The following is a 20,983-nucleotide window of genomic DNA, read 5'->3' as shown; positions in this document are numbered from 1 at the left end:
TACTATTTGCTGTGGCAACACTTGTCGCTCACGGCCAGGGCCGCCTGAAAGGGACCGTTTCCGCAGGTGAAGCACCCATCCCCTTCGCTACCGTCGGATTTAAAGATATCAAAACCGGCGTCGTGACCGACGAAACCGGCCAGTTCATCATCCCCAACGTTCCTGCGGGCAAACATGAGCTCCAGGTGAGCGCGGTAGGGTACCTCACTTACAAACAGACGGTCACCATCAAGGCCACAGGCACCACCAGCGTGCTGATCAGGCTGGAACCTTCTGCGAGCAATCTCGGCGAAGTAGTGGTCAGCGGCACCCTCCGGCCGGTAACCAAAATGGAAAGCCCGGTGCCGGTGGAAGTCTATTCCCCCATCTTCTTCCGGAAGAATCCCACACCCAGCATTTTCGACGCGCTCCAGAACGTTAACGGCGTGCGACCGCAGCTGAACTGCAACGTCTGCAACACGGGCGATATCCACATCAACGGCCTCGAAGGACCATACACCATGGTCATGATCGACGGGATGCCCATCGTCAGCGCCCTGTCTACCGTATACGGCCTGTCCGGCATCCCGAACAGCCTCGTGGAACGCGTGGAAGTGGTAAAGGGCCCGGCCTCGACGCTGTATGGTTCCGAAGCAGTGGCGGGATTGATCAACATTATCACCAAATCGCCCGCCACGGCACCGGTACTTTCGGCCGACGTGATGGCCACGTCCTGGAAGGAATACAACGTGGACATGGGCTGGCGGTTTAAGGCCGGATCGCGGGCAAAGTCGCTCCTGGGGCTGAACTACTTCAACTACCAGGACCCCGCAGACCATAACGGCGACGGCTTCACCGACGTTACCCAGCAACACCGGATCAGTATTTTCAATAAATGGAGCTTCACGCGGAAAAACGACCGCGTGGCTTCGCTGGCGGCGAGATATTTTTACGAAGACCGCTGGGGCGGACAAACCCAGTGGGAAAAACGCTGGCGCGGAACGGACAGTGTGTACGGCGAGAGTATATATACCAGTCGCGTTGAAGTGTTGGGGCAATACCAGCTGCCGACGCAGCCGCGCCTTATGCTGCAGGGCTCGTTCAACTACCATAACCAGAATTCCGTGTACGGTACCACATGGTTCCTCGCGAAGCAGTCTATCGCGTTCGCGCAGCTGACCTGGGACAAGGAAATAGGGAAACATAAGCTGTTGGCGGGTTTGCCGTTCCGGTACACGTTTTATGACGACAATACGGTAGCTACCACGGAAAAGGAAGGCAACAAGCCCCAGCGGACGTTCCTGCCCGGCGTGTTCGTGCAGGACGAGATCAAGCTCGCCACGGCGCACAACCTGCTGCTGGGGATGCGGTACGATTATAATTCCCTTCACGGCAATATCGTTACGCCCCGCCTCGCGTATAAATGGTCGCCCAATTACCGGAACGTTTTCCGGCTGAACGCGGGAACGGGCTACAGGGTAGTGTCTGTGTTCACGGAAGACCATGCCGCGTTGAGCGGCGCCCGCGAGGTGGTGATCCAGTCGGAGCTGAAACCTGAGCGGAGCTGGAACGTCAATTTGAACTACACGAAGAAAATACCGTTGGGGAACGCCTTTTTGGGGCTGGATGCAACAGCTTTCTACACGCATTTCTCGAACCGCATCATGCCCGACTATTCCCGGCCCGACTCCATATTATATGACAATTTGAACGGGTATGCGGTGTCTGAGGGGTTCAGCCTCAATGCCGACCTGGCGTTCGCTTTCCCGTTGAAGATCATGGCCGGGGCAACGGTGATGGACGTGTACGAGAAGGATCGCGGGGTGAAAACGAGGCCCATGCTCACGGAGCGTTTTACGGGGACTTGGACGGTGAGTTATGCGTTCAGGAAAGCGGGGCTCACGGTAGATTATACCGGTAATATATATGGACCGATGTTGCTGCCCGTGCAACCGAACGATCCGCGGCCGGCCGAATCGCCTGTGTGGAGCATACAGAATGTACAGTTGACGAAGAAGTTGGGGAAGGAGTGGGAGATTTATGGAGGGGTGAAGAATCTGCTGAATTTCCTGCCGCCGAAGAACAGCATCGCGCATGCGCATGACCCCTTCGACAAGCGGCCGGGTTATAATGCCGACGGAAGCGTTGATCCTTATAACCTGACTTTCGACCCCGCATACGTATTTGCGCCAAACCAGGGGATCCGTGGATTCCTGGGGGTCCGGTTCACGCGGCAATGATCAGAGGGCGAGGCCGACTTTGATACCGAGGTGGAGGCTGGGGAGGAATTTCTTGGCTTCGTCTGTCCGGGGGATTACGGCGCCGCCTTCGAGGCGGTGGGTGGTGGCGGTGTATACTTTCCCGCGAACGCCCACGCCGAGGTAAGGATCGAGGATGAATTTGCCGCGGTGCATCTGGCGGCCAAGCAGGAGCTGGAGGCCGTATACGTTTTTATCCGCAGAATTTTCAAAGGTCGCGCTGTTAAGCGTGACCTTTTCATTTGGATAGAATACCTTTTTATAGAGGAGGACGGGTTCGAAATAGGTGCCGGCCATGCGGATGGCGGTGTTCCGGCGGACGAGGTACCATTTGAGGCCGGCCCTGAAGCCGATGCCGCGGCCTTCCACGAATTGTTCGGTGGAGATGCCGGGATTTTCTTTCCCGATATTGATCCTTTTGAAGAAGACGTAGTCCGGGTAATCGGTGTAAATACCTGAAACGCCGAGCTCGAGGCTCAGGGTTTCGGAGAGGTCCTGTTCGAGGTAGAGGTCCAACTCATTGATGATGGTGGTGGGGTTTACCTTGATGAAGGTCCGTTTGCGAAAGGGAGGGTCCTGCGCCAGGGCGGTTTGTGCTGCTGCTGCGAGGAGGATGATGATAAGGATCCTATTCATATGGCTGCCGGGTTGTAGGGGGAGGCGGGTGGTGACGCCCGCCTTTGGGAATCAGGTCAATAATCGTTCCACAATAACGGGGAACCATTTATGTTCGAGCGCCTGTACTTTTTTAGCGAGGCTTTCGGGTGTATCGGCTGGTGTGATGGTGCATTTTTCCTGGAGGATGGTGGCGCCGTCGTCGTATTTTTCGTTGACGAAGTGGATGGTGATGCCGGATTCGGGTTCGCCTGCGGCGATGACGGCTTCGTGGACGAAGTGGCCGTACATGCCTTTGCCGCCGTATTTGGGGAGGAGCGCGGGGTGGATGTTAATGATTTTGTCGGGGAATGCCTGGACGAGGTTGGCGGGCACTTTCCAGAGGAAGCCGGCGAGGACGATGAGGTCGATTTCCAGTTCCTGCATCAATTTAACATAATAATCTCCCCGGAGGAATGCTTCCTTATCTATAATATAAGAAGGGATGTTTTCGGATTCGGCGATAAGGAGGACCCCGGCGTCCGGTTTGTTGGTTACGATGGCGGCCACGCGGATGGCGGGGTTGCCTTTCAGGTGATCGATGATTTTCCGGGCGTTTGAGCCGGCGCCGGAGGCGAAAATGGCGATGTTTTTCAAGCTTGTATATGAATTAAGGTGCAAAAATAGGCAGATAACCATTTCCGGTAACGGTAAATTTCCATAAATTTAGGAGAAGCCCGGGCCATGGAGGGTGGATACTGATGTAAATCAGGTGTCGGGAATGCGCAAAATCATGGCCATGCAACCAACTATATACGTATCTTGTTGTAGGTTGAAGTATCACATATCCGGTCTGGAACAACTTTCCGGGAGGCACTATCCGACAGTCTGGTTGAAAACTCCAAGCAAAAAAAGTATCACTGCAACCGGCAGAATCTCCGTAGATGGTAAATATGATTTTTATCAGGTATTGTGCCCGGCGTGTATGCGCCAGGGGGGGGAGGGAGAGCCGAAATCAGCCACAGTGGATAATTTCAGCGGAATCATCTTTCGCGGATGTTATATAAAAACAGCTTGCAAAACAAGGACAATTTTTTTTCGTTTGTTGGTAAATTGTCAACATTCTGTCTTATTTTTGCTGGCACTTTTAAGAAACCTTAGGTCAAATCTAAACTAAATAGGCTGTGTATCGTCGTGTTTCCATTCGTTTGCGTAAGCAATTTGTGAGTGTTCTTATCCTATGCGCGGGGCTGGTTAGTTCCTTCTCCATCGCGCGGGCAGCAGATCCTGGTGCAGGTAAGACGCTATTTCAGCAGAATTGTGCTTCCTGTCACAATGTGCACAAAAAACTGACAGGCCCTGCGCTCGCAGGTGTTGAAAGCAGGTGGGCCGATAAGGCGCTGCTTCACAAGTGGATCCGCAATTCCGCTGCTGTAATCGCGTCCGGCGACAAGTATGCCGTTGAGCTTTTCAACTCTTATAACAAGCTTCCGATGACGGCCTTCCCGGCCCTCACCGATGCGGACATCGATAACATCCTCGCTTACGTGGCGCAGGAAGAGTCGAAACCGGTTGGCGGCGATAAGGGAGCTGGCGGTCCTGGAACGGCTGCTGCAGGAGGAGAGAAGGATTCCGGCAACAACAGCCTGCTGTTCGGCATCATCACCCTGATCCTCGCGATCGTAGCGGTGATCCTCATGCAGATCAACAGCAACCTGAACAAGCTGGCATCCGAAAAAGAGGGCCATGCTACCGCAGAACCTGTTCCCTTCTACAAAAACAAAGTCTACATCGCCCTTTGCATCGTATTGCTCTTCATCGTCGGCGGTTACTATACCATCCAGGGCGCTATCGGCCTGGGTCGCCAGGACGGTTACATGCCGGAGCAACCCATCTTCTACTCTCACAAGGTGCACGCGGGTATCAATCAGATCAACTGCCTTTACTGCCACTCTTCCGCTGAAAAGAGCAAGCATGCCATGATCCCTTCGGAGAACGTGTGTATGAACTGCCACAAGGCCATTACCGAATACACCGGTGCTGACCTTTACACAGCTGAAGGCAAGAAAGTGAACGGTACGGCCGAGATCCAGAAACTGTTCGATCACGTGGGTTGGGACAAGGACGCCGGCCGCTACACCAAACCGGGCCAGCCTATCGAATGGAAGAAAATCCACAGCCTGCCCGACCACGTTTACTTCAACCACTCCCAGCACGTGAACGCAGGCAAGGTACAGTGCCAGACCTGCCACGGCAATATCCAGGAGATGGACGAAGTGAAGCAGTTCGCCGACCTGTCTATGGGCTGGTGCGTTAACTGCCACCGTACCACCAAAGTGCAGTTTGCCGAGAACAACTACTACAGCATCTTCGAAAAGCTGCACAACGACGTGAAAGCGGGTAAAGTTGACAGTGTGACCGTAGAAATGCTGGGCGGTACCGAGTGCCAGAAGTGCCACTACTAATCAATAGATCAGAGAAATCAGACCAGACAAATTTTTCAAATCGTAACGCGATATAAATAATCACATGGAGCAAAAAAAGTATTGGAAAGGCTTGGAGGAGTTGCACAATACCACTTCGCATCAGGAGACTGTGAAAAACGAATTCAGGGAAGACCTGCCGTTTGAAGAGAGCGATAGTTTCCTGGGTGGAACCACCCCTCGCCGGGACTTCCTGAAATACCTCGGGTTTACCACTGCCGCCGCCACTATCGCGGCCAGCTGCGATATCCCGGTTAAGAAGGCGATCCCCTACGTAAACAAACCGGAAGATATCACCCCCGGTGTTCCCAACTATTATGCTTCCGCTTATACTGTAGACGGTGAGTACGTTCCCCTGGTGGTGAAAACCCGTGAGGGCCGCCCCATCAAGATCGAAGGCAACGATATGTCGGCGATCACCAAAGGTTCCACCACCGCCCGTGTACAGGCTTCCGTTCTTTCTTTATATGATGTGGCCCGCCTCCGCTTCCCCGGTATCAATCAAATGAACGGTGACGCAGACCTGGCTGCCCGCATCAAGGAAATGCAATATTCCGAGCTGGACAAGCAGATCGCCGCCGCCATTTCCGGCAAATCCGTGGCGCTGCTCACTTCCTCTATCGTAAGCCCCTCCACCAAGAAGCTCATCGGTGAATTCCTGGCGAAATATCCCGGAAGCCGCCATGTAACATACGATGCCGTTTCCTACTCCGGTATGCTCCTCGCCAACGAGGCTTCCTACGGTAAACGAGCCATCCCCTCCTACCATTTCGAAAACGCGAAAGTGGTAGTGAGCCTGGGCGCCGACTTCCTCGGTACCTGGCTGAACCCCGCAGAATTCTCCGTTCAGTACGGTGAAGGCCGCAAGATCAACCAGAAAAGCCCCGAAATGAGCAAGCACTTCCATTTCGAGAGCATGATGAGCCTCACCGGCGCCAACGCCGACGAGCGCTTCACCCACCGCCCCTCCGAAGCCGGCGTAGTAGCCCAGGCGCTGCTGGCTGCCCTCGGTGGTGCCGTTTCCGCGCCCGCTATCGCCAACACCCGCCTCAAAGAAGGCATCGCCAAAGCCGCCAAAGCCATCCAGGCCAACCCCGGCAAATCGATCGTAGTGTCTGGCTCCAACGATGTGAACGTTCAGATTCTGGTAAACGCCATCAACAACCTGGCCGGCTCCAACGGAACTACCATCGACTGGGCGTCTCCCGTTAACTACAAGCAAGGTATCGACAGCGATATGCATCAGCTGGTAGCCGACCTGAACGCAGGTTCCATCGGCGCCCTGATCGTTTACGGTGTGAACCCCGCTTACGATTACTTCGACGCAGCCAAATTCAAGGACGGTGTGAAGAAAACCGCGGTAACGATCTCGTTCAACGACCGTTACGACGAAACCACCGAGCTTTGCAAATACATCATGCCCGACCATCACTACCTCGAAAGCTGGGGTGATGCCGAGCCGAAGAGCGGCTACTATGGTTTCGTTCAACCGACCATCGCCCCGCTGTTCAAAACCCGTGCTTTCCAGGACAGCCTGCTGACCTGGACCGGCAACACCACCGCATGGGTAGATTACCTGAAAAATGAATGGATCACCCGCCTGGGTTCCCAGGCTGCATGGGACAAAACCCTGCAAGACGGTCTCATCGAGCCCGCAACGGCCCCTGCGCTGGGTGGTGCTTCTTTCGTAGCCGACGTAGCCGCCGCCGCCGCCAAGATCGGTGCGCCGAAAACCTCGGGCCTCGAACTGGTGATGTACGAAAAAGTGGCCATCGGTAACGGTAAGGAAGCCAACAACCCCTGGCTCCAGGAAATGCCCGACCCGATCACGCGCTCTACGTGGGACAACTACGCCTGCGTATCCAACAAGCTCGCGAAAACTTTCAATATGGAACTGGGCGACGATTACGAAATCAACGCCGAGAAGAAAGTGCTGAAAATCACCGCCAAAGGCAAAACCGTAGAACTGCCCCTGCTGATCGTTCCCGGTATCCAGGAAGACACGATCGCTATCGCAGTAGGTTACGGCCGCGGCAAAAAAGCATTCATCGGTAAGGCTGCCGGCGAAATCGGAGCGAACGCTTATCCGTTCGTATCCTTCAACGGCCAGACTTTCGATTACTTCGTTTCCGACGCCAAGGCGGAAGCAACCGGCACCAAGTATGCTGTAGGTCTTACCCAGACCCACAACAGCTACGAAGGCCGCCCGATCATCAAGGAAACCACGCTCGAGGAGTTCATCAAGAACCCGAAAGAAGTGAACCACGATCGCCAGCACCTGTTCGAAACATATGGTGAAGATTTCCGTAACGAAGGTACCCTGTACACCGGCGGCACCAAGTTCGAATATCCCGGTATCAAGTGGGGCATGTCCATCGACCTGAACTCCTGCTTCGGTTGCGGCGCCTGCGTAGTAGCTTGTACCGCCGAGAATAACGTATCCGTAGTTGGCAAGGAACAGGTGATCCTGGCGCACGAAATGCACTGGCTGCGTATCGACCGCTATTTCGCCGGCGACGAAAACAACCCCGAGGTTGTGTTCCAGCCCATGCTTTGCCAGCACTGCGATAACGCACCCTGCGAGAACGTTTGCCCGGTAGCCGCTACCAACCACTCTTCCGAAGGTATCAACCAGATGGCTTATAACCGTTGCATCGGTACCCGTTACTGCGCGAACAACTGCCCGTACAAAGTTCGCCGCTTCAACTGGAGAGACTGGAACGGTGCAGACAGCTTCGAAGGCAACCTGCACGATACTGCCGATATGAACGACGCCCTCACCCGTATGGTGCTGAACCCCGATGTGGTGGTTCGCTCCCGCGGTACGATGGAAAAATGCTCCTTCTGCGTACAGCGTCTGCAAGACGCCAAACTGGCCGCGAAGAAAGCTGGCCGCCCGATGAAAGACGGCGAAGCCAAAACGGCCTGCCAGCAGGCCTGCTCCAGCGGCGCTATCGTATTCGGCAACGTGAACGACAAGGAAAGCCGTATCTACAAAGTTCGTAACGAAGAGCAGACCGACCGTATGTACTACGTACTGGAAGAAACGCACGTACTGCCCTCCATCAACTACCTGGCGAAGATCCGTAACAAGGATGCCGCTCCGGTAGCCGCCGGGCACGATGCGAAAGCTGAAGAGAAAGCTCATCACTAATGATAGCGTTCCAACCCGAAAGGGGGCAGGAACAAGAACGATAGAACTAGTTAAGAATCTGTTTTAAGTTTTGAAACAACATAGCCCCGGAGCGATCCGGGGCGAGCAAAGCTCGAAATACTATGCATTTGAAGTACGAATCCACACTGAGAGAACCTTTAGTAGATGGGGTTAAGGATTATCACCAGGTAACGGAGGACATTATCAGTCCTATTGAAGCCAAGCCTGGTAAACTGTGGTATATAGGGTTATTCATCTCCATTCTCCTGCTGCTGTTCGGTGTATTCTCCGTATTCTGGGAGGTTTACTTCGGTACAGGTGTGTGGAACCTGAACAAGACCATCGGTTGGGGTTGGGACATTACCAACTTCGTATGGTGGGTAGGTATCGGCCACGCAGGTACGCTGATCTCGGCCATCCTCCTCCTGTTCCGCCAGGGTTGGCGTACAGGGGTGAACCGCGCGGCGGAAGCGATGACCATCTTTGCGGTAATGTGCGCGGGCCAGTTCCCGATCTGGCACATGGGCCGTGTATGGATGGCCTTCTTCGTACTTCCTTACCCCAACACCCGCGGCCCGCTGTGGGTAAACTTCAACTCGCCCCTGCTGTGGGACGTGTTCGCGATCTCTACTTACTTCACCGTTTCCCTCCTGTTCTGGTACTCCGGTCTGCTGCCCGACTTTGCGACAGTGCGTGACCGCGCCAAAACCAAACTGCGGAAACTCCTGTATGGTGTGGCTTCTTTCGGCTGGACCGGTTCCACCAAGCACTGGCAGCGTCATGAATCGCTTTCCCTGGTGCTCGCCGGTCTGAGCACCCCGCTGGTACTTTCCGTACACACCATCGTATCCTTCGACTTCGCTACCTCCGTGATCCCGGGCTGGCACACCACGATCTTCCCGCCCTACTTCGTTGCGGGTGCGATCTTCTCCGGCTTCGCGATGGTACAGACCCTGCTGATCATCACCCGTAAAATACTCGGACTGGAAGATTACATCACCCTTGGCCACATCGAAGCGATGAACAAGGTGATCGTACTGACCGGCTCCATCGTAGGTGTCGCCTACCTGACCGAGCTGTTCATGGCATGGTACTCCGGCGTTCAATATGAATTCGACACCTTCTACAAGTTCCGCGCTGCCGGTCCGCTGGGTTGGTCTTACTGGATCATGATGACCTGTAACGTAATCTCCCCGCAGGTGTTCTGGTTCCGCAAGATGAGAAGGAACATCATGGTTACCTTCATCATGTCCATCATCGTGAACATCGGTATGTGGTTCGAGCGTTTCGTGATCATCTGTACTTCGCTGTACCGCGATTACCTGCCCTCTTCCTGGAGCTACTACCGCCCGTCCTGGCCGGAAGTTGGTTTCTACCTGGGTACGTTCGGCCTGTTCTTCACCTGCTATTTCCTGTTCGCCAAGTACTTCCCGGTTATCGCCGTTGCGGAGATCAAGTCGATCCTGAAAACATCCGGCCAGAACTTCAAGGAGAAGATGGACGTATACGAAGAGCAGAGCGTTGAGAAATTTGCGCACGATCACACGGCGCACCACTAAGAATTGAATTTAGATTAACGGAATACAGAATAATTATCCATATGGCTGTTAAGAAATTTGTTGTAGGCAGTTTTGACGATGAGGCGGTGTTGTTTCCGGCGGTAAAGAAAGTACGCCAGGCCGGTTACAAGATACATGACGTGTACACCCCGTTCCCGATCCATGGCCTGGACCATGCGATGGGCCTGAGAGAGACGAGCCTGCACACGGCCGGCTTCATTTACGCGCTTTGCGGTACAACGACGGCGCTGTCTTTCATGAGCTGGGTATTTACGACCGACTGGCCGATGAACATCGGCGGCAAGCCGCACTTCCCCTTACCGGCGTTCATTCCCATCACTTTCGAGTTGACGGTACTGTTCTCGGCGGTGGGTATGGTGATGACATTCATGTACCTGTGCCAGATGGCTCCTTTCGTAAAGAAGCACATTTTCCACCCCCGGCAAACGGACGATCTGTTCGTAATGGCGATCGAGCTGTCTGACAAGACGGGCGCCGAAGAGGTGAAAGGCTTCCTGAACAGCGTGGGCGCGAAGGAGATCAACGAGCAGACGGCTGAAGCCGGCTGGTGGCTGGGTCGCTTCGACAGGGAAGACAAGGTATTTGCCAAATAATCGTTTGGCCGGATACGAATCGAATAGAAAGATCAGTTATTGACATTATAAAGGAGGACGGAGCCGGAAGGTATCTGTCCAGCAACTGAAAAGACAATAAATATCGGATGAAAAGGACTTCCAACATACTGATTGTAGCAGCCTTAGCAGGGGGCGCCTTCCTGGCATCCTGCGGGAACAAGGGGCCGCACCATAGAAATCCCGGCAAGATTTATGTGCCCGATATGTACGAATCCCGTGCATACGAGTTCTACAGCGCCCGCCTTGCGAGCATGAAGCCGGTGGAAGGAACGGTGAAACGCGGCGCCATGCTGCCTTATCACCTGAAAGCGGAAGATACTGCGCAGGCGAACCTGGTGAGAAACCCCCTGGTGCTGGACAAAGCCGGTCTGGATGAAGGGAAGCGCCTGTATGATATTTACTGCGGCGTTTGCCACGGCCAGAAGCTGGACGGCAACGGACCGCTGTACAAAGGCGGCGACGGGCCGTACCCCCTGGCGCCGGCGGCAATGCTGACCGGTAAGGTAATGGGTTACTCCGAAGGCCGTATCTTCCACGTGATCACTTACGGTTTCAACGCAATGGGCAGCTACGCCAGCCAGCTCGACATCGAGCAGCGCTGGAAAGTGGTAGGCTATATCAAGAACATGCAGAACGGCGGCAAAGCGCCCGCAGCAGCGGCACCCGCGGCCGATTCGGCAACAGCAGCGGCACCCGCGGTAGCAGCAGCTCATTAATAAGATTAAATCGCATTTCAACTTCGTATTTTAATATACAACAGTAATGAAGGACCAATTTGTAGTACCAGCAAGATTAAAAACGACCAGCTTCGTGCTTTTGGGCATTGGCTTGCTGACTTTGTTGATCGGAATATTTGCACTCAACGGCGAGCACGGGCCCACCCGTTTCTGGGCTGGCCTGTTGCAGAACAGCACCTTCTTCCTGATGGTGGCCCTGGCCAGCACCTTTTTCATCTGTGTGACCACCCTCGCACACGGTGGCTGGCAAATGGCGTTCCGCCGCGTACCCGAAGCCATCTCCATGGCCGTGCCTGTGCTGAGCGTGATCGTGCTGGTAGTACTGGGCTTCCTCATCTTCGGTAACAAAGGCCATATCTACCACTGGCTGCATCCTCATGGCGACAAGGTACTGGAGTTCAAATCTCCTTTCCTCAACGCCGGTTTCGTATCCACCATGACGGTGATCACCCTGGCCCTCTGGAGCCTGCTCACGGTGAAACTGCGCCGCATGTCGCTCGCGGAAGACAAGATGCTGCTGGACCAGGACAGCCGTAAGGCACTGATCTGGAAGGGTACCGTATGGTGCGGCCTGTTTGCCGTGGTATACGCCCTGAGCATGGGTTCCACCACACCGTGGATCTGGCTCATGAGCATCGACGCTCACTGGTTCTCCACCATGTACAGTTGGTACACTTTCGCCAGCACCTGGGTTTCCGGCCTGTCGCTCATCGCACTGTTCGTAGTGTACCTGAAGAGCAAAGGTTACCTGGAAATGGTGAACGAAGAACACCTGCACGACCTTGGCAAGTTCATGTTCGCGTTCAGCGTTTTCTGGACATACCTCTGGTTCTCCCAGTACATGCTCATCTGGTATGCGAACATGCCCGAGGAAACCATTTACTTCAAGCCGCGCGTATGGGGTGAGTTCAGGCCCGTTTTCTTCCTGAACCTCATCATCAACTTCATCTGCCCGCTGCTGATCCTGATGAAACGGAATTCCAAACGTAATTATACACTGGTGGCTTTCATGGGTGGACTGATCATCTTCGGTCACTGGCTCGACTTCTTCCAGATGGTAATGCCGGCAACCGTGAAGCACCTGTACTTCCCCTGGTATGAACTGGGGCTGGGACTGGGCTTCGTAGGGCTGATCATTTACCTGACGGCACAGCAACTGGCCAAAGCGCCGCTGACGGCGAAGAACCATCCGTACCTGAAAGAAAGTATCGTGCACCACACCTGATGCGTGGCGTAATGGTAATCAAACAACGTTTAGCATTAGATAACTTAATTATTATTCAATAGCAATGTCAGGATATTTAGCAGTTATAGTAGTTGTTCTCATATTCGTCGTGATCTTCCAGATCGCGAAAGCAAGCGAATATGTGTCCATTCTGAAAGGTGAAAAGAAAGCGCGCGAGCAGTCTAACCGTATCAACGGTTTCCTGATGATCGTTTTCCTGGTGCTGGGCCTGATCGGCGTATGGTGGTGCCATGATTTGCTGGAAGGCCGCATGCTGGCCGAACCGGCTTCCGATCATGGTGTGGGAGTAGACAGCCTTATCAAGGTAACTTTCATCATCACGATGATCGTGTTCGTACTGACGCAGATCGCCCTGTTCGTTTTCGCCTGGAAATACCAGGAGAAAGACGGCCGCAAAGCACTGTTCTTTCCGCATAACAACAAACTGGAAGTGATCTGGACGGTGATTCCGGCCATCGTGCTCACGGTGCTCGTTGCCTTCGGTATCCGCCACTGGCTGAAAATGACTTCCGATGCGCCCAAAGGGTCCATGGTTGTGGAAGTGACCGGCAAGCAGTTTAACTGGATCATCCGTTACCCCGGTAAAGATGGACAGCTCGGCCGCCGTAACTTCAAGCTTACGAACGAATCCAACAATCCTGTAGGTCAGGATTGGGCTGATAAACTGAACACAGACGATATCATCGCTCCGGAACTGCACGTTGTGGTAGGTAAACCGGTGAAGCTGATCATCGGCTCCCGCGATGTGGTGCATGATGTGGGGCTGCCTCACTTCCGTCTGAAAATGGACGCCGTTCCGGGTATCCCGACCACCTTGTGGTTTACCCCCACGATCACTACGGCAGAGTACCGCAAGCGTACCGGCAACCCGGATTTCGTGTATGAACTGGCCTGCGATCAGATGTGCGGCAGCGGTCACTATTCCATGAAAGCCAACATCGTCGTGGAAACACAGGAAGAATATGACGCATGGTTAGCAAAACAGGTAACGCAGTATTCGGTAGCGCATCCCGCCCCCGAAACGCCGGCAGGACCTGCAGCGCCCGCCGATTCTACGAAAGCCGTAGCGGCGCTTGGTAAATAATCAATCGCAGAGAAAGAGATACTAGAAGCGTAAAAAATTTAAGGAAATAGCCGGCGAGCCCGCCCCGTTTACCGGCTGATCATAAACAGAACTTATTATGAGTAACGAAGCAACATTGCACAGTCAGGATCTACATCATCACGGCCACGCAGCGGACCATGGGCATGGTAATGGCCATGACGGGCATGATCACCACCATGAAGAGACCTTCATCTCGAAGTACGTTTTCAGCATGGACCACAAGATGATCGCGAAGCAATTCCTGATCACGGGTATCATCTGGGCCATCATTGGTGCGTTCTTTTCCGTATTGTTCCGTCTGCAGCTGGGTTACCCGGACTCCACGTTCCCCTGGCTGGAAAGCATTCTCGGCCATTGGGCTGAGGGCGGCCGTATCACTGCCGAGGCTTACTACGCCCTGGTAACGATGCACGGTACCATCCTCGTGTTCTTCGTATTGACCGCCGGTCTTTCCGGTACCTTCTCCAACCTGCTCATTCCCCTGCAGGTAGGCGCACGCGACATGGCTTCCCCTTTCATGAACATGCTGAGCTACTGGTTCTTCTTCCTGGCGAGCGTAATCATGATGTCGTCCCTGTTCGTGCAAACCGGCCCTGCTTCCGGCGGCTGGACGTCTTACCCTCCGCTGAGCGCCCTGGGCGACGCATCGATCGGTTCCAAGATCGGTATGGACCTCTGGCTGGTGTCTATGGCAATATTCGTAGTGTCTTCCCTGCTGGGTAGCCTGAACTATATCTCGACCATCCTGAACATGCGTACCAAAGGTATGAGCATGACCAAGATGCCGCTGACGATCTGGGGCTTCTTCTTCACCGCAATTCTGGGCGTGCTGTCGTTCCCCGTACTGCTCTCCGGTTTCGTACTGTTGCTGTTCGATCGCCACGGCGGTACCAGCTTCTACCTTTCCGAGCTGTTCGTTGCGGGCAAAGTACTGCCGAACGAAGGTGGTTCTGCGATCCTCTACCAGCACTTGTTCTGGTTCCTGGGTCACCCTGAAGTATACATCATTATCCTCCCTGCGATGGGTATGGTATCCGAGATCCTGGCAGTGAATTCCCGCAAGCCGATCTTCGGTTACCTGGCGATGGTGGGTTCCATGTTCGCGATCACGATCCTGGCGTTCCTCGTATGGGCGCACCACATGTTCGTGACCGGTCTGAACCCCTTCCTCGGCGCGTTCTTCGTACTGTTGACGCTGCTGATCGCGGTTCCCTCGGCGATTAAGGTATTTAACTGGATCACGACCATCTGGCGCGGTAACATCCGTTTCACGCCTGCGTCGCTGTTCTCCATCGGTTTCGTGAGCACCTTCATCTCCGGTGGTTTGACGGGTATCTGGCTGGGTAACTCCGCTATCGACATCCACCTGCACGATACCTACTTCGTTATCGCGCACTTCCACATCGTAATGGGTGTATCCGCATTCTTCGGTATGTTCGCCGGTATTTACCACTGGTTCCCGAAAATGTACGGCCGTTATATGAACCAAACCCTCGGTTTCATCCACTTCTGGATCACCCTGGTTGGTGCTTACCTGATCTTCTGGCCCATGCACTACGAAGGTATGGCAGGCATGCCCCGCCGTTACTTCGACTACAGCAACTGGGCGTCCTTCAATAGCTTCAACGGGCTGAACATGTTCATCTCCTTCGTGGTGATCATCGTGTTCGCTACGCAACTGCTTTTCGTATTCAACTTCTTCTACAGCATCTTCAAGGGCCGCAAGCTCACCACGCCTAACCCGTGGAACGCTACCACCCTGGAATGGACTACCCCCATCAACCCCGGTCACGGCAACTGGCCCGGCGAGATCCCGGAAGTTCACCGCTGGGCTTACGATTACAGCAAGGACGGAAAAGATTTCATCCCGCAAACGGTACCGGTATCTCCCGACGAGTCCGGACACTAAAGATGCCGGCAGGGGCAACCCTGCCGTAGCAGGATGGTGGAACAGAAACAGTGTAGTTTATTATGTTGCAAGAAAATTCCATAAAGTTGTCTTTATCATACGCCATTGCAAGCAGGGTGAAGGATTACTTCATGATGATGAAGTTTACGCTAACCTTCATGGTAGTTTTCGCCTGCGTGGTCGCCTATTTGCTGGTGCCTGGCGTGGAATTCAGTTTGATTAAAGTTCTTTTGTTATTTGCCGGCGGCATCCTGGTATCAGGCTCCGCCAATATCATCAACCAGATCCTGGAACGGGAGACGGACAAACTGATGGCGCGCACGGCTGTAAGGCCGCTGCCCGGCGGCAGGGTGACCGTTGCCGAGGCCTGGCTGCTATGCGTGCTTACGGGCGCTGCGGGCGTTGCCATCCTGGGTTTTTCGTTCAACTGGCTGGCCGCTGGATTGAGTTTCTTTTCCCTGCTGTTGTACGGTTTCGTATATACGCCCTGGAAGAAATGGAATTCGCTGGCGGTACTGGTAGGCGCTGTGCCCGGGGCTTTGCCGATGCTGATCGGCTGGGCGGCGGGAGACAATGCCCTGTCTATCGGCGGTTGGTCGCTCTTCGCGATCCAGTTCCTCTGGCAGTTTCCGCACTTCTGGGCGATCGCCTGGGTGGCGCACAAGGATTACTCGCGCGCAGGTTTCCGCCTGATGCCCCGGGAAGACGGGCCGGGCAAGATGATCGCCATGCAGGCCGCGATGTGGACCCTGTTGCTGATACCCGCCGGGATCGCACCGTATCTGCTGGGGCTCACGGGCTACATCTCCGCGATCGTAGCCATCCTCATCGGCGGCTGGTACCTGTGGAAGGCCATCCAGCTGTACCGTAAGGCAGACGTACCTTCGGCTCGGAAACTGATGTTCGGTTCGTATATTTACCTGGCAGTGATATTGCTGGCATTGTTGTTCGATAAAGTAAAACTGTGAGGAGATGATTACAATGAACGCACCTAAAAACAAGATACACCCGCATAAGTATTCTATGTGGATCGCGATGGCGAGCATCACCATGATGTTCATCGGGTTCACGAGCGCTTACGTGGTAAAACGCTCGCAGGCCAACTGGCTCAGTTTCAACCTGCCGGCGATCTTTTACGTGTCTACCGTACTGATCCTGCTGAGCAGCGGCACCATTTACCTGGCCGGCCGCCAGTTCAAAGCGCGCAACATGGGCGCCTACAAGCAGCTCATTACGCTCACGGCACTGCTCGGCGTAGCATTCGCAGTTTGCCAGTTCATCGGCTTCGCGGACATGAAGAACCACGGCCTGGCGCTCGACAGCACCGTTTCGGCCTCCTTCATCTACGTGATTGTTGGCACGCACGTACTGCACGTGCTCGGCGGTGTAGCGGTTCTCCTGGTGATGTTCTTCCGGGCATTCAGGACCCGGGTGCGTACCTACAGCACCGTGCCCATCGAAGTAGCATCCACCTACTGGCATTTCGTGGACGCCCTCTGGATTTACCTGCTGGTATTTTTCAGCCTGGCCAGATAAAAAGAATAGAAAAAAAGATACTGTTTAGAACCAATAAAATTCACAATTCGTACAATGGATAACGCAGTAACAGCGAAGAAAAAATGGTGGAGCGGAGGGTCTTCTCCCTTCAACGTGAGCTATGGCAAACTGATGATGTGGTATTTCCTCATTTCCGATGCCTTCACGTTTGGCGCATTGCTGATCGCTTACGGCACGCAACGTTTCATGGCTGAAGCCTGGCCTGATCCCAACGTCGTGTTCCACTCATTCCCCTTCATGGGCCATGCGGACATGCCGCTGGTATTCGTGAGCTTGATGACCTTCATCCTGATCATGTCGTCCGTTACCATGGTACTGGCTGTGAATGCAGGCCATTATATGGACAGGAAATCCGTGGTGAAATGGCTCTCCCTCACCATCATCGGCGGTATCATGTTCCTTAGCTGCCAGGCCTGGGAATGGATGCACCTGCACGAAATCGGCGCCTGGTGGGGCAGCAACCCCTTCCCGAACGCAGATGGAACGGCAGCTATTTCCACCAACTTCGTTGACTTCTTCTTCACCATCACCGGCTTCCACGGCCTCCACGTAACCTCGGGCGTTGTCCTCAACATCATCGTCCTGATCAACGTACTGAAAGGTACCTACGAGCACCGCGGCCACTACGAAATGGTAGAGAAAGTAGGCCTTTACTGGCACTTTGTAGACCTGGTTTGGGTATTCGTTTTCACGTGCTTCTACCTGCTGTAAGCATCCCGGACAACTATTTGACTGATCGTATTTTTGAAAAGAGAAAAGAAACTTAGATATGGCGCATACGCACAACGCAGCCGACAGGCAAGCTTCCATCAAGAAAATCTGGAAAACGTTCTGGATCCTTCTCGGTATCACCGTAGTGGAAGTTGGAATGGCATTCGTTCACCTGGAATTGGGCTGGCCCAGCAGAATGTTGCTTAATGCCCTGTTCATCATCCTGACCGTTGCCAAGGCTTATTATATCGTTTCCGAGTTCATGCACCTTGGTCACGAAATCAAGAACCTGGTATGGACGGTCCTTATGCCGCTGACGCTGTTTATCTGGTTCATCATCGCCTTCCTCGCAGATGGCGACAGCTGGAAAAACATGCGCAGAAACGCCCCCAGCGCTCCGCTCCCCGCTGAAAAAGTGGCCCCGGCGCACGGTGGTGGCAACCATCACTAATTACGAATCGTAATTCGATACTCCCGGAAAATGTAAAAGTGATGCCGTAATACAGCAACACTTTTACATTTTTCGCTTTTATAAACACCTAAATCTTACGGCTATCAACAGGAAAGCAATACTCGGCGTAGCACTGGCCATCCTCGTACCCCTCACGGGTTACCTGATCGTGGACCACTACGGCAAGAATGTAGTGGAAGTGCCGCCGTTTCTCATCGCAGAAAGGGTAGACACCATCGTGAAAGACGGACGAACATCCTACGATACCGTCTTCCACCAGGTTAAAAATTTCACCCTCACCAACCAGCTCGGCGAAAACGTGAACCTGGACCAGCTCAAGGGAAAAGTGCTCGTCGTGAGCTTCTTCTTCACCAGCTGCCCCACCGTTTGCCCCACCCTCATGAAGAACCTCAAACGGGTGCAGGACTCCTACGCCAAAAACGATACGCTCCTCCAGATCATTTCCCTCTCGGTAGACCCCGTGCGCGACTCGGTGCCCACGCTGAAGCATTATGCAGACAGCCGCAACATCGACCCCCGCAACTGGTGGCTCCTCACCGGCGATAAAAAAGAGATCTACGACCTCGCCCGCCACGAATTCTTCGTGAACGCTGTTCAGGGCGACGGCGGACCGGATGATTTCATCCACGCAGAAAAGTTCGTGCTGATCGATAAAGACCGCTTCATCCGCGGGTATTACAATGGGATGGACACCGTTTCCGTCCGCAAGATGGTAAACGATATCGCCGTATTGCATATCGCCAAAGACAGGAAAAGGCCCGGCCTCCTGAAGCGCCTGTTCTCTTCCGGCAATTAAAATATCTCAGTAGACATGAAGAACAAGAATCTCAATATCATTATCACCATCATTTCCATCGTCATCCCCGTGGCGGTGGCCGTGCTCTTTGTGCTCCCGCAGCCGAATGTGCAGGTAGGGTTCGACGTAAAGGTGATGCCTTTCTTCCACGCCATCCTCAATTCCGCCACGGCGGTGTTGCTGCTGGCAAGCCTCTTTTTTATCAAGAACGGCCGGAAAACGGCCCACAAATGGGCGAACCTTAGCGCCGTGGGCCTGTCTGTGATTTTCCTCCTTTCCTACGTCACCTATCACTTCCTCACGGAATCCACCAAGTTCGGGGACATGGACCACAATGGGGTGGTAGACGCGGCGGAGATCGCGGCGATTGGCGGCGTGCGGTATGTGTACTATTTCCTCCTGCTCACGCACATCGTGCTGGCTGTGGTGATCGTTCCGCTGGTGCTGTTCACCTTGCTGAGAGGGTTCCAGTCCGACTGGCCGAAACACCGTCGCATAGCGCGGATCACCTGGCCGATCTGGTTTTACGTGGCCATTACCGGTGTGGTGGTGTACATGATGATTTCGCCGTATTATGCCTGAGCCTGACATAAATCAGGACCGGGCGTATTAAAAATGCGTAATTTCGGAACGTGAAAAAGATAATCTACCTGATGATGACGGTAGCCATGCTGCTGCCGGCCGGCCAATTGATGGCGCAATGTTCCCTCTGCACGAAAACCGCGCAGCAGTTGGGTGAAGGGCCTGCCAAAGGCCTGAACAACGGTATCTTGATGCTGGCCGCCGCGCCGCTGGCGCTGGGCTTGTTCCTGGGCATCCGCTGGTGGAGGAGCCAGCGGGCACAATAATGCGCGCCCCTAGATGGCTGGTTTCCTGAATTCCGGGCAATCTACCCGTAGATCCGCCGCCTTCAGAATGGCATTCACGAGGTGGCAATAATGTAACTTCCCTTTCTTTTCGTAGAACCTGCAGTTGTAGCACATCCGCTGCGGCGTGATAATGAGGTTACGGTTGAGGTCCTGGATAAGGCCCAGCAACTGTTCCAGCATACCCGCCTGTTTTTCGGCAGACATATCTTCCACAGACTCCTGCATCGGTTCCGCAAACCGCTCAACCCGGCGGGCAACCGTTTTGCCTTCGCGGGTCAAATGCAGGGTATGGCTGCGGCTGTCTTCTTTATCTTCTTTCCTTCTTACAAAACCCTTGGACTCGATAGACTTGATCGCATCACTGATGGTTGCCTTCGTCATGTTGAAATGCGCGGCGAGGTGAGTGACGGTTTTAAGCTTTTCCGGGTAATGAAGAAGATAGGTCAGGATTTGGACCTGAATTGGACTGATCCCGTACTGTTTCGCTTCCTGCCAAAGCAATACACGGAAAGCTTCTGAGAGTCTTTCCAGTGCGGCGACCACTTTACTGGCGGTATTGGTGGCCTGATGCTCCGGGTTGAAGGTAGATTCCTTTCGCATGGTGTTGTTTGTAACGCAGTAGTTTTGCTTGTTCCTAATTGTTTCTTCTAACGGGTTTGCACGGGGGGCGTAATGTACGAAAGATTTGAACCGTGAATATCACACTTTCATGGTGATTCACAGGCTTTTTGATAAACGGAGTGAGGCAAACAAAATTGTGTAATACGCCCGGTGATGGGGTATTTCGTTCCGCACCCGCCGCGGTCACCCTTCAGCAAAATTGCATCTGCTTAATTTGATATATCTATCTGGCTGAAAAAAAACTTACCCGAAGCCGTGGTGGCGAATGCTACAACATAGTTCCCCTGGGAAATTTTTC

Annotated in this window: 19 protein-coding genes; 16 read left to right on the top strand and 3 right to left on the bottom strand. The window is 53.9% G+C overall.

All coding sequences use genetic code 11. From position 1 onward, the window contains the following. Positions 1–11 precede the first annotated feature (11 nt). The gene (locus tag EJ361_RS11875; RefSeq protein WP_205686994.1) at positions 12–2,219 is read left to right on the top strand and encodes a TonB-dependent receptor; all 2,208 of its coding nucleotides are present in this window, start codon (positions 12–14) and stop codon (positions 2,217–2,219) included. Here the strand turns inward: EJ361_RS11875 and EJ361_RS11870 are convergent, their stop codons facing one another. Together EJ361_RS11870 and purN are read right to left on the bottom strand one after the other, a co-directional pair. Then, positions 2,220–2,873: a hypothetical protein gene (locus tag EJ361_RS11870; protein ID WP_126245835.1), complete on the bottom strand. Its 654-nt coding sequence runs from the start codon at positions 2,871–2,873 to the stop codon at positions 2,220–2,222. Positions 2,874–2,924: 51 nt separating this feature from the next. Then, positions 2,925–3,488 (bottom strand): phosphoribosylglycinamide formyltransferase, encoded by a 564-nt coding sequence (purN, locus tag EJ361_RS11865; protein WP_126245834.1) that lies wholly within the window; start codon positions 3,486–3,488, stop codon positions 2,925–2,927. A 527-nt stretch (positions 3,489–4,015) separates the two neighbouring features. Here purN and EJ361_RS11860 point away from each other — a divergent pair. The 15 genes from EJ361_RS11860 (at position 4,016) to EJ361_RS11790 (ending at position 20,043) form a co-directional block, all read left to right on the top strand. Beyond that, positions 4,016–5,296, top strand: coding sequence for a c-type cytochrome (locus EJ361_RS11860; protein WP_394344729.1), 1,281 nt, complete (start codon positions 4,016–4,018; stop codon positions 5,294–5,296). A 64-nt stretch (positions 5,297–5,360) separates the two neighbouring features. Then, positions 5,361–8,468, top strand: a complete 3,108-nt coding sequence (locus EJ361_RS11855) for a TAT-variant-translocated molybdopterin oxidoreductase (protein ID WP_126245833.1) — start codon at positions 5,361–5,363, stop codon at positions 8,466–8,468. Positions 8,469–8,590: 122 nt separating this feature from the next. Further along, on the top strand, positions 8,591–10,027 hold the full coding sequence (gene nrfD, locus EJ361_RS11850) for an NrfD/PsrC family molybdoenzyme membrane anchor subunit (protein WP_126245832.1): 1,437 nt from the start codon (positions 8,591–8,593) through the stop codon (positions 10,025–10,027). A 41-nt stretch (positions 10,028–10,068) separates the two neighbouring features. Further along, positions 10,069–10,641 carry a DUF3341 domain-containing protein gene (locus EJ361_RS11845; protein ID WP_126245831.1) on the top strand — a complete coding sequence of 191 codons (573 nt, stop codon included), beginning with the start codon at positions 10,069–10,071 and terminating at the stop codon, positions 10,639–10,641. 107 nt (positions 10,642–10,748) lie between these two features. Beyond that, a complete protein-coding gene (locus EJ361_RS11840) occupies positions 10,749–11,378 on the top strand; it encodes a c-type cytochrome (RefSeq protein ID WP_126245830.1) in 630 nt (209 codons plus the stop codon). A gap of 46 nt (positions 11,379–11,424) precedes the next feature. Then, complete coding sequence (locus EJ361_RS11835) at positions 11,425–12,624, top strand: quinol:cytochrome C oxidoreductase (protein ID WP_126245829.1); 1,200 nt, start codon at positions 11,425–11,427, stop codon at positions 12,622–12,624. Positions 12,625–12,688: 64 nt separating this feature from the next. Beyond that, a complete protein-coding gene (locus tag EJ361_RS11830; protein WP_126245828.1) occupies positions 12,689–13,729 on the top strand; it encodes a cytochrome c oxidase subunit II in 1,041 nt (346 codons plus the stop codon). 97 nt (positions 13,730–13,826) lie between these two features. Beyond that, complete coding sequence (locus EJ361_RS11825) at positions 13,827–15,659, top strand: cytochrome c oxidase subunit I (protein WP_126245827.1); 1,833 nt, start codon at positions 13,827–13,829, stop codon at positions 15,657–15,659. 86 nt (positions 15,660–15,745) lie between these two features. Further along, positions 15,746–16,627 (top strand): heme o synthase, encoded by an 882-nt coding sequence (gene cyoE / locus EJ361_RS11820; RefSeq protein WP_240646616.1) that lies wholly within the window; start codon positions 15,746–15,748, stop codon positions 16,625–16,627. Positions 16,628–16,631: 4 nt separating this feature from the next. Beyond that, entirely contained in the window at positions 16,632–17,195 is a 564-nt protein-coding gene (locus tag EJ361_RS11815; protein ID WP_126245825.1) for a cytochrome c oxidase subunit 3, read from the top strand. Between the two features lie 54 nt (positions 17,196–17,249). After that, complete coding sequence (locus EJ361_RS11810) at positions 17,250–17,927, top strand: cytochrome c oxidase subunit 3 (protein WP_126245824.1); 678 nt, start codon at positions 17,250–17,252, stop codon at positions 17,925–17,927. 58 nt (positions 17,928–17,985) lie between these two features. Further along, positions 17,986–18,378 (top strand): cytochrome C oxidase subunit IV family protein, encoded by a 393-nt coding sequence (locus EJ361_RS11805; RefSeq protein ID WP_126245823.1) that lies wholly within the window; start codon positions 17,986–17,988, stop codon positions 18,376–18,378. A gap of 169 nt (positions 18,379–18,547) precedes the next feature. Next, positions 18,548–19,195 carry an SCO family protein gene (locus tag EJ361_RS11800; RefSeq protein ID WP_164714196.1) on the top strand — a complete coding sequence of 216 codons (648 nt, stop codon included), beginning with the start codon at positions 18,548–18,550 and terminating at the stop codon, positions 19,193–19,195. A 15-nt stretch (positions 19,196–19,210) separates the two neighbouring features. Further along, positions 19,211–19,777: a DUF420 domain-containing protein gene (locus EJ361_RS11795; protein WP_126245821.1), complete on the top strand. Its 567-nt coding sequence runs from the start codon at positions 19,211–19,213 to the stop codon at positions 19,775–19,777. Between the two features lie 50 nt (positions 19,778–19,827). Then, the gene (locus EJ361_RS11790; RefSeq protein ID WP_240646615.1) at positions 19,828–20,043 is read left to right on the top strand and encodes a hypothetical protein; all 216 of its coding nucleotides are present in this window, start codon (positions 19,828–19,830) and stop codon (positions 20,041–20,043) included. Between the two features lie 9 nt (positions 20,044–20,052). Here the strand turns inward: EJ361_RS11790 and EJ361_RS11785 are convergent, their stop codons facing one another. Next, entirely contained in the window at positions 20,053–20,664 is a 612-nt protein-coding gene (locus EJ361_RS11785) for a MarR family winged helix-turn-helix transcriptional regulator (RefSeq protein WP_126245820.1), read from the bottom strand. Between the last annotated feature and the right edge of the window lie 319 nt (positions 20,665–20,983).

The sequence above is a fragment of the Chitinophaga rhizosphaerae genome (genome assembly GCF_003958645.1).
GTDB classification, from domain to species: domain Bacteria; phylum Bacteroidota; class Bacteroidia; order Chitinophagales; family Chitinophagaceae; genus Chitinophaga; species Chitinophaga rhizosphaerae.
Note: the sequence above shows the minus strand (reverse complement) of the source record. Positions and strands in the feature narration are given on the sequence as shown.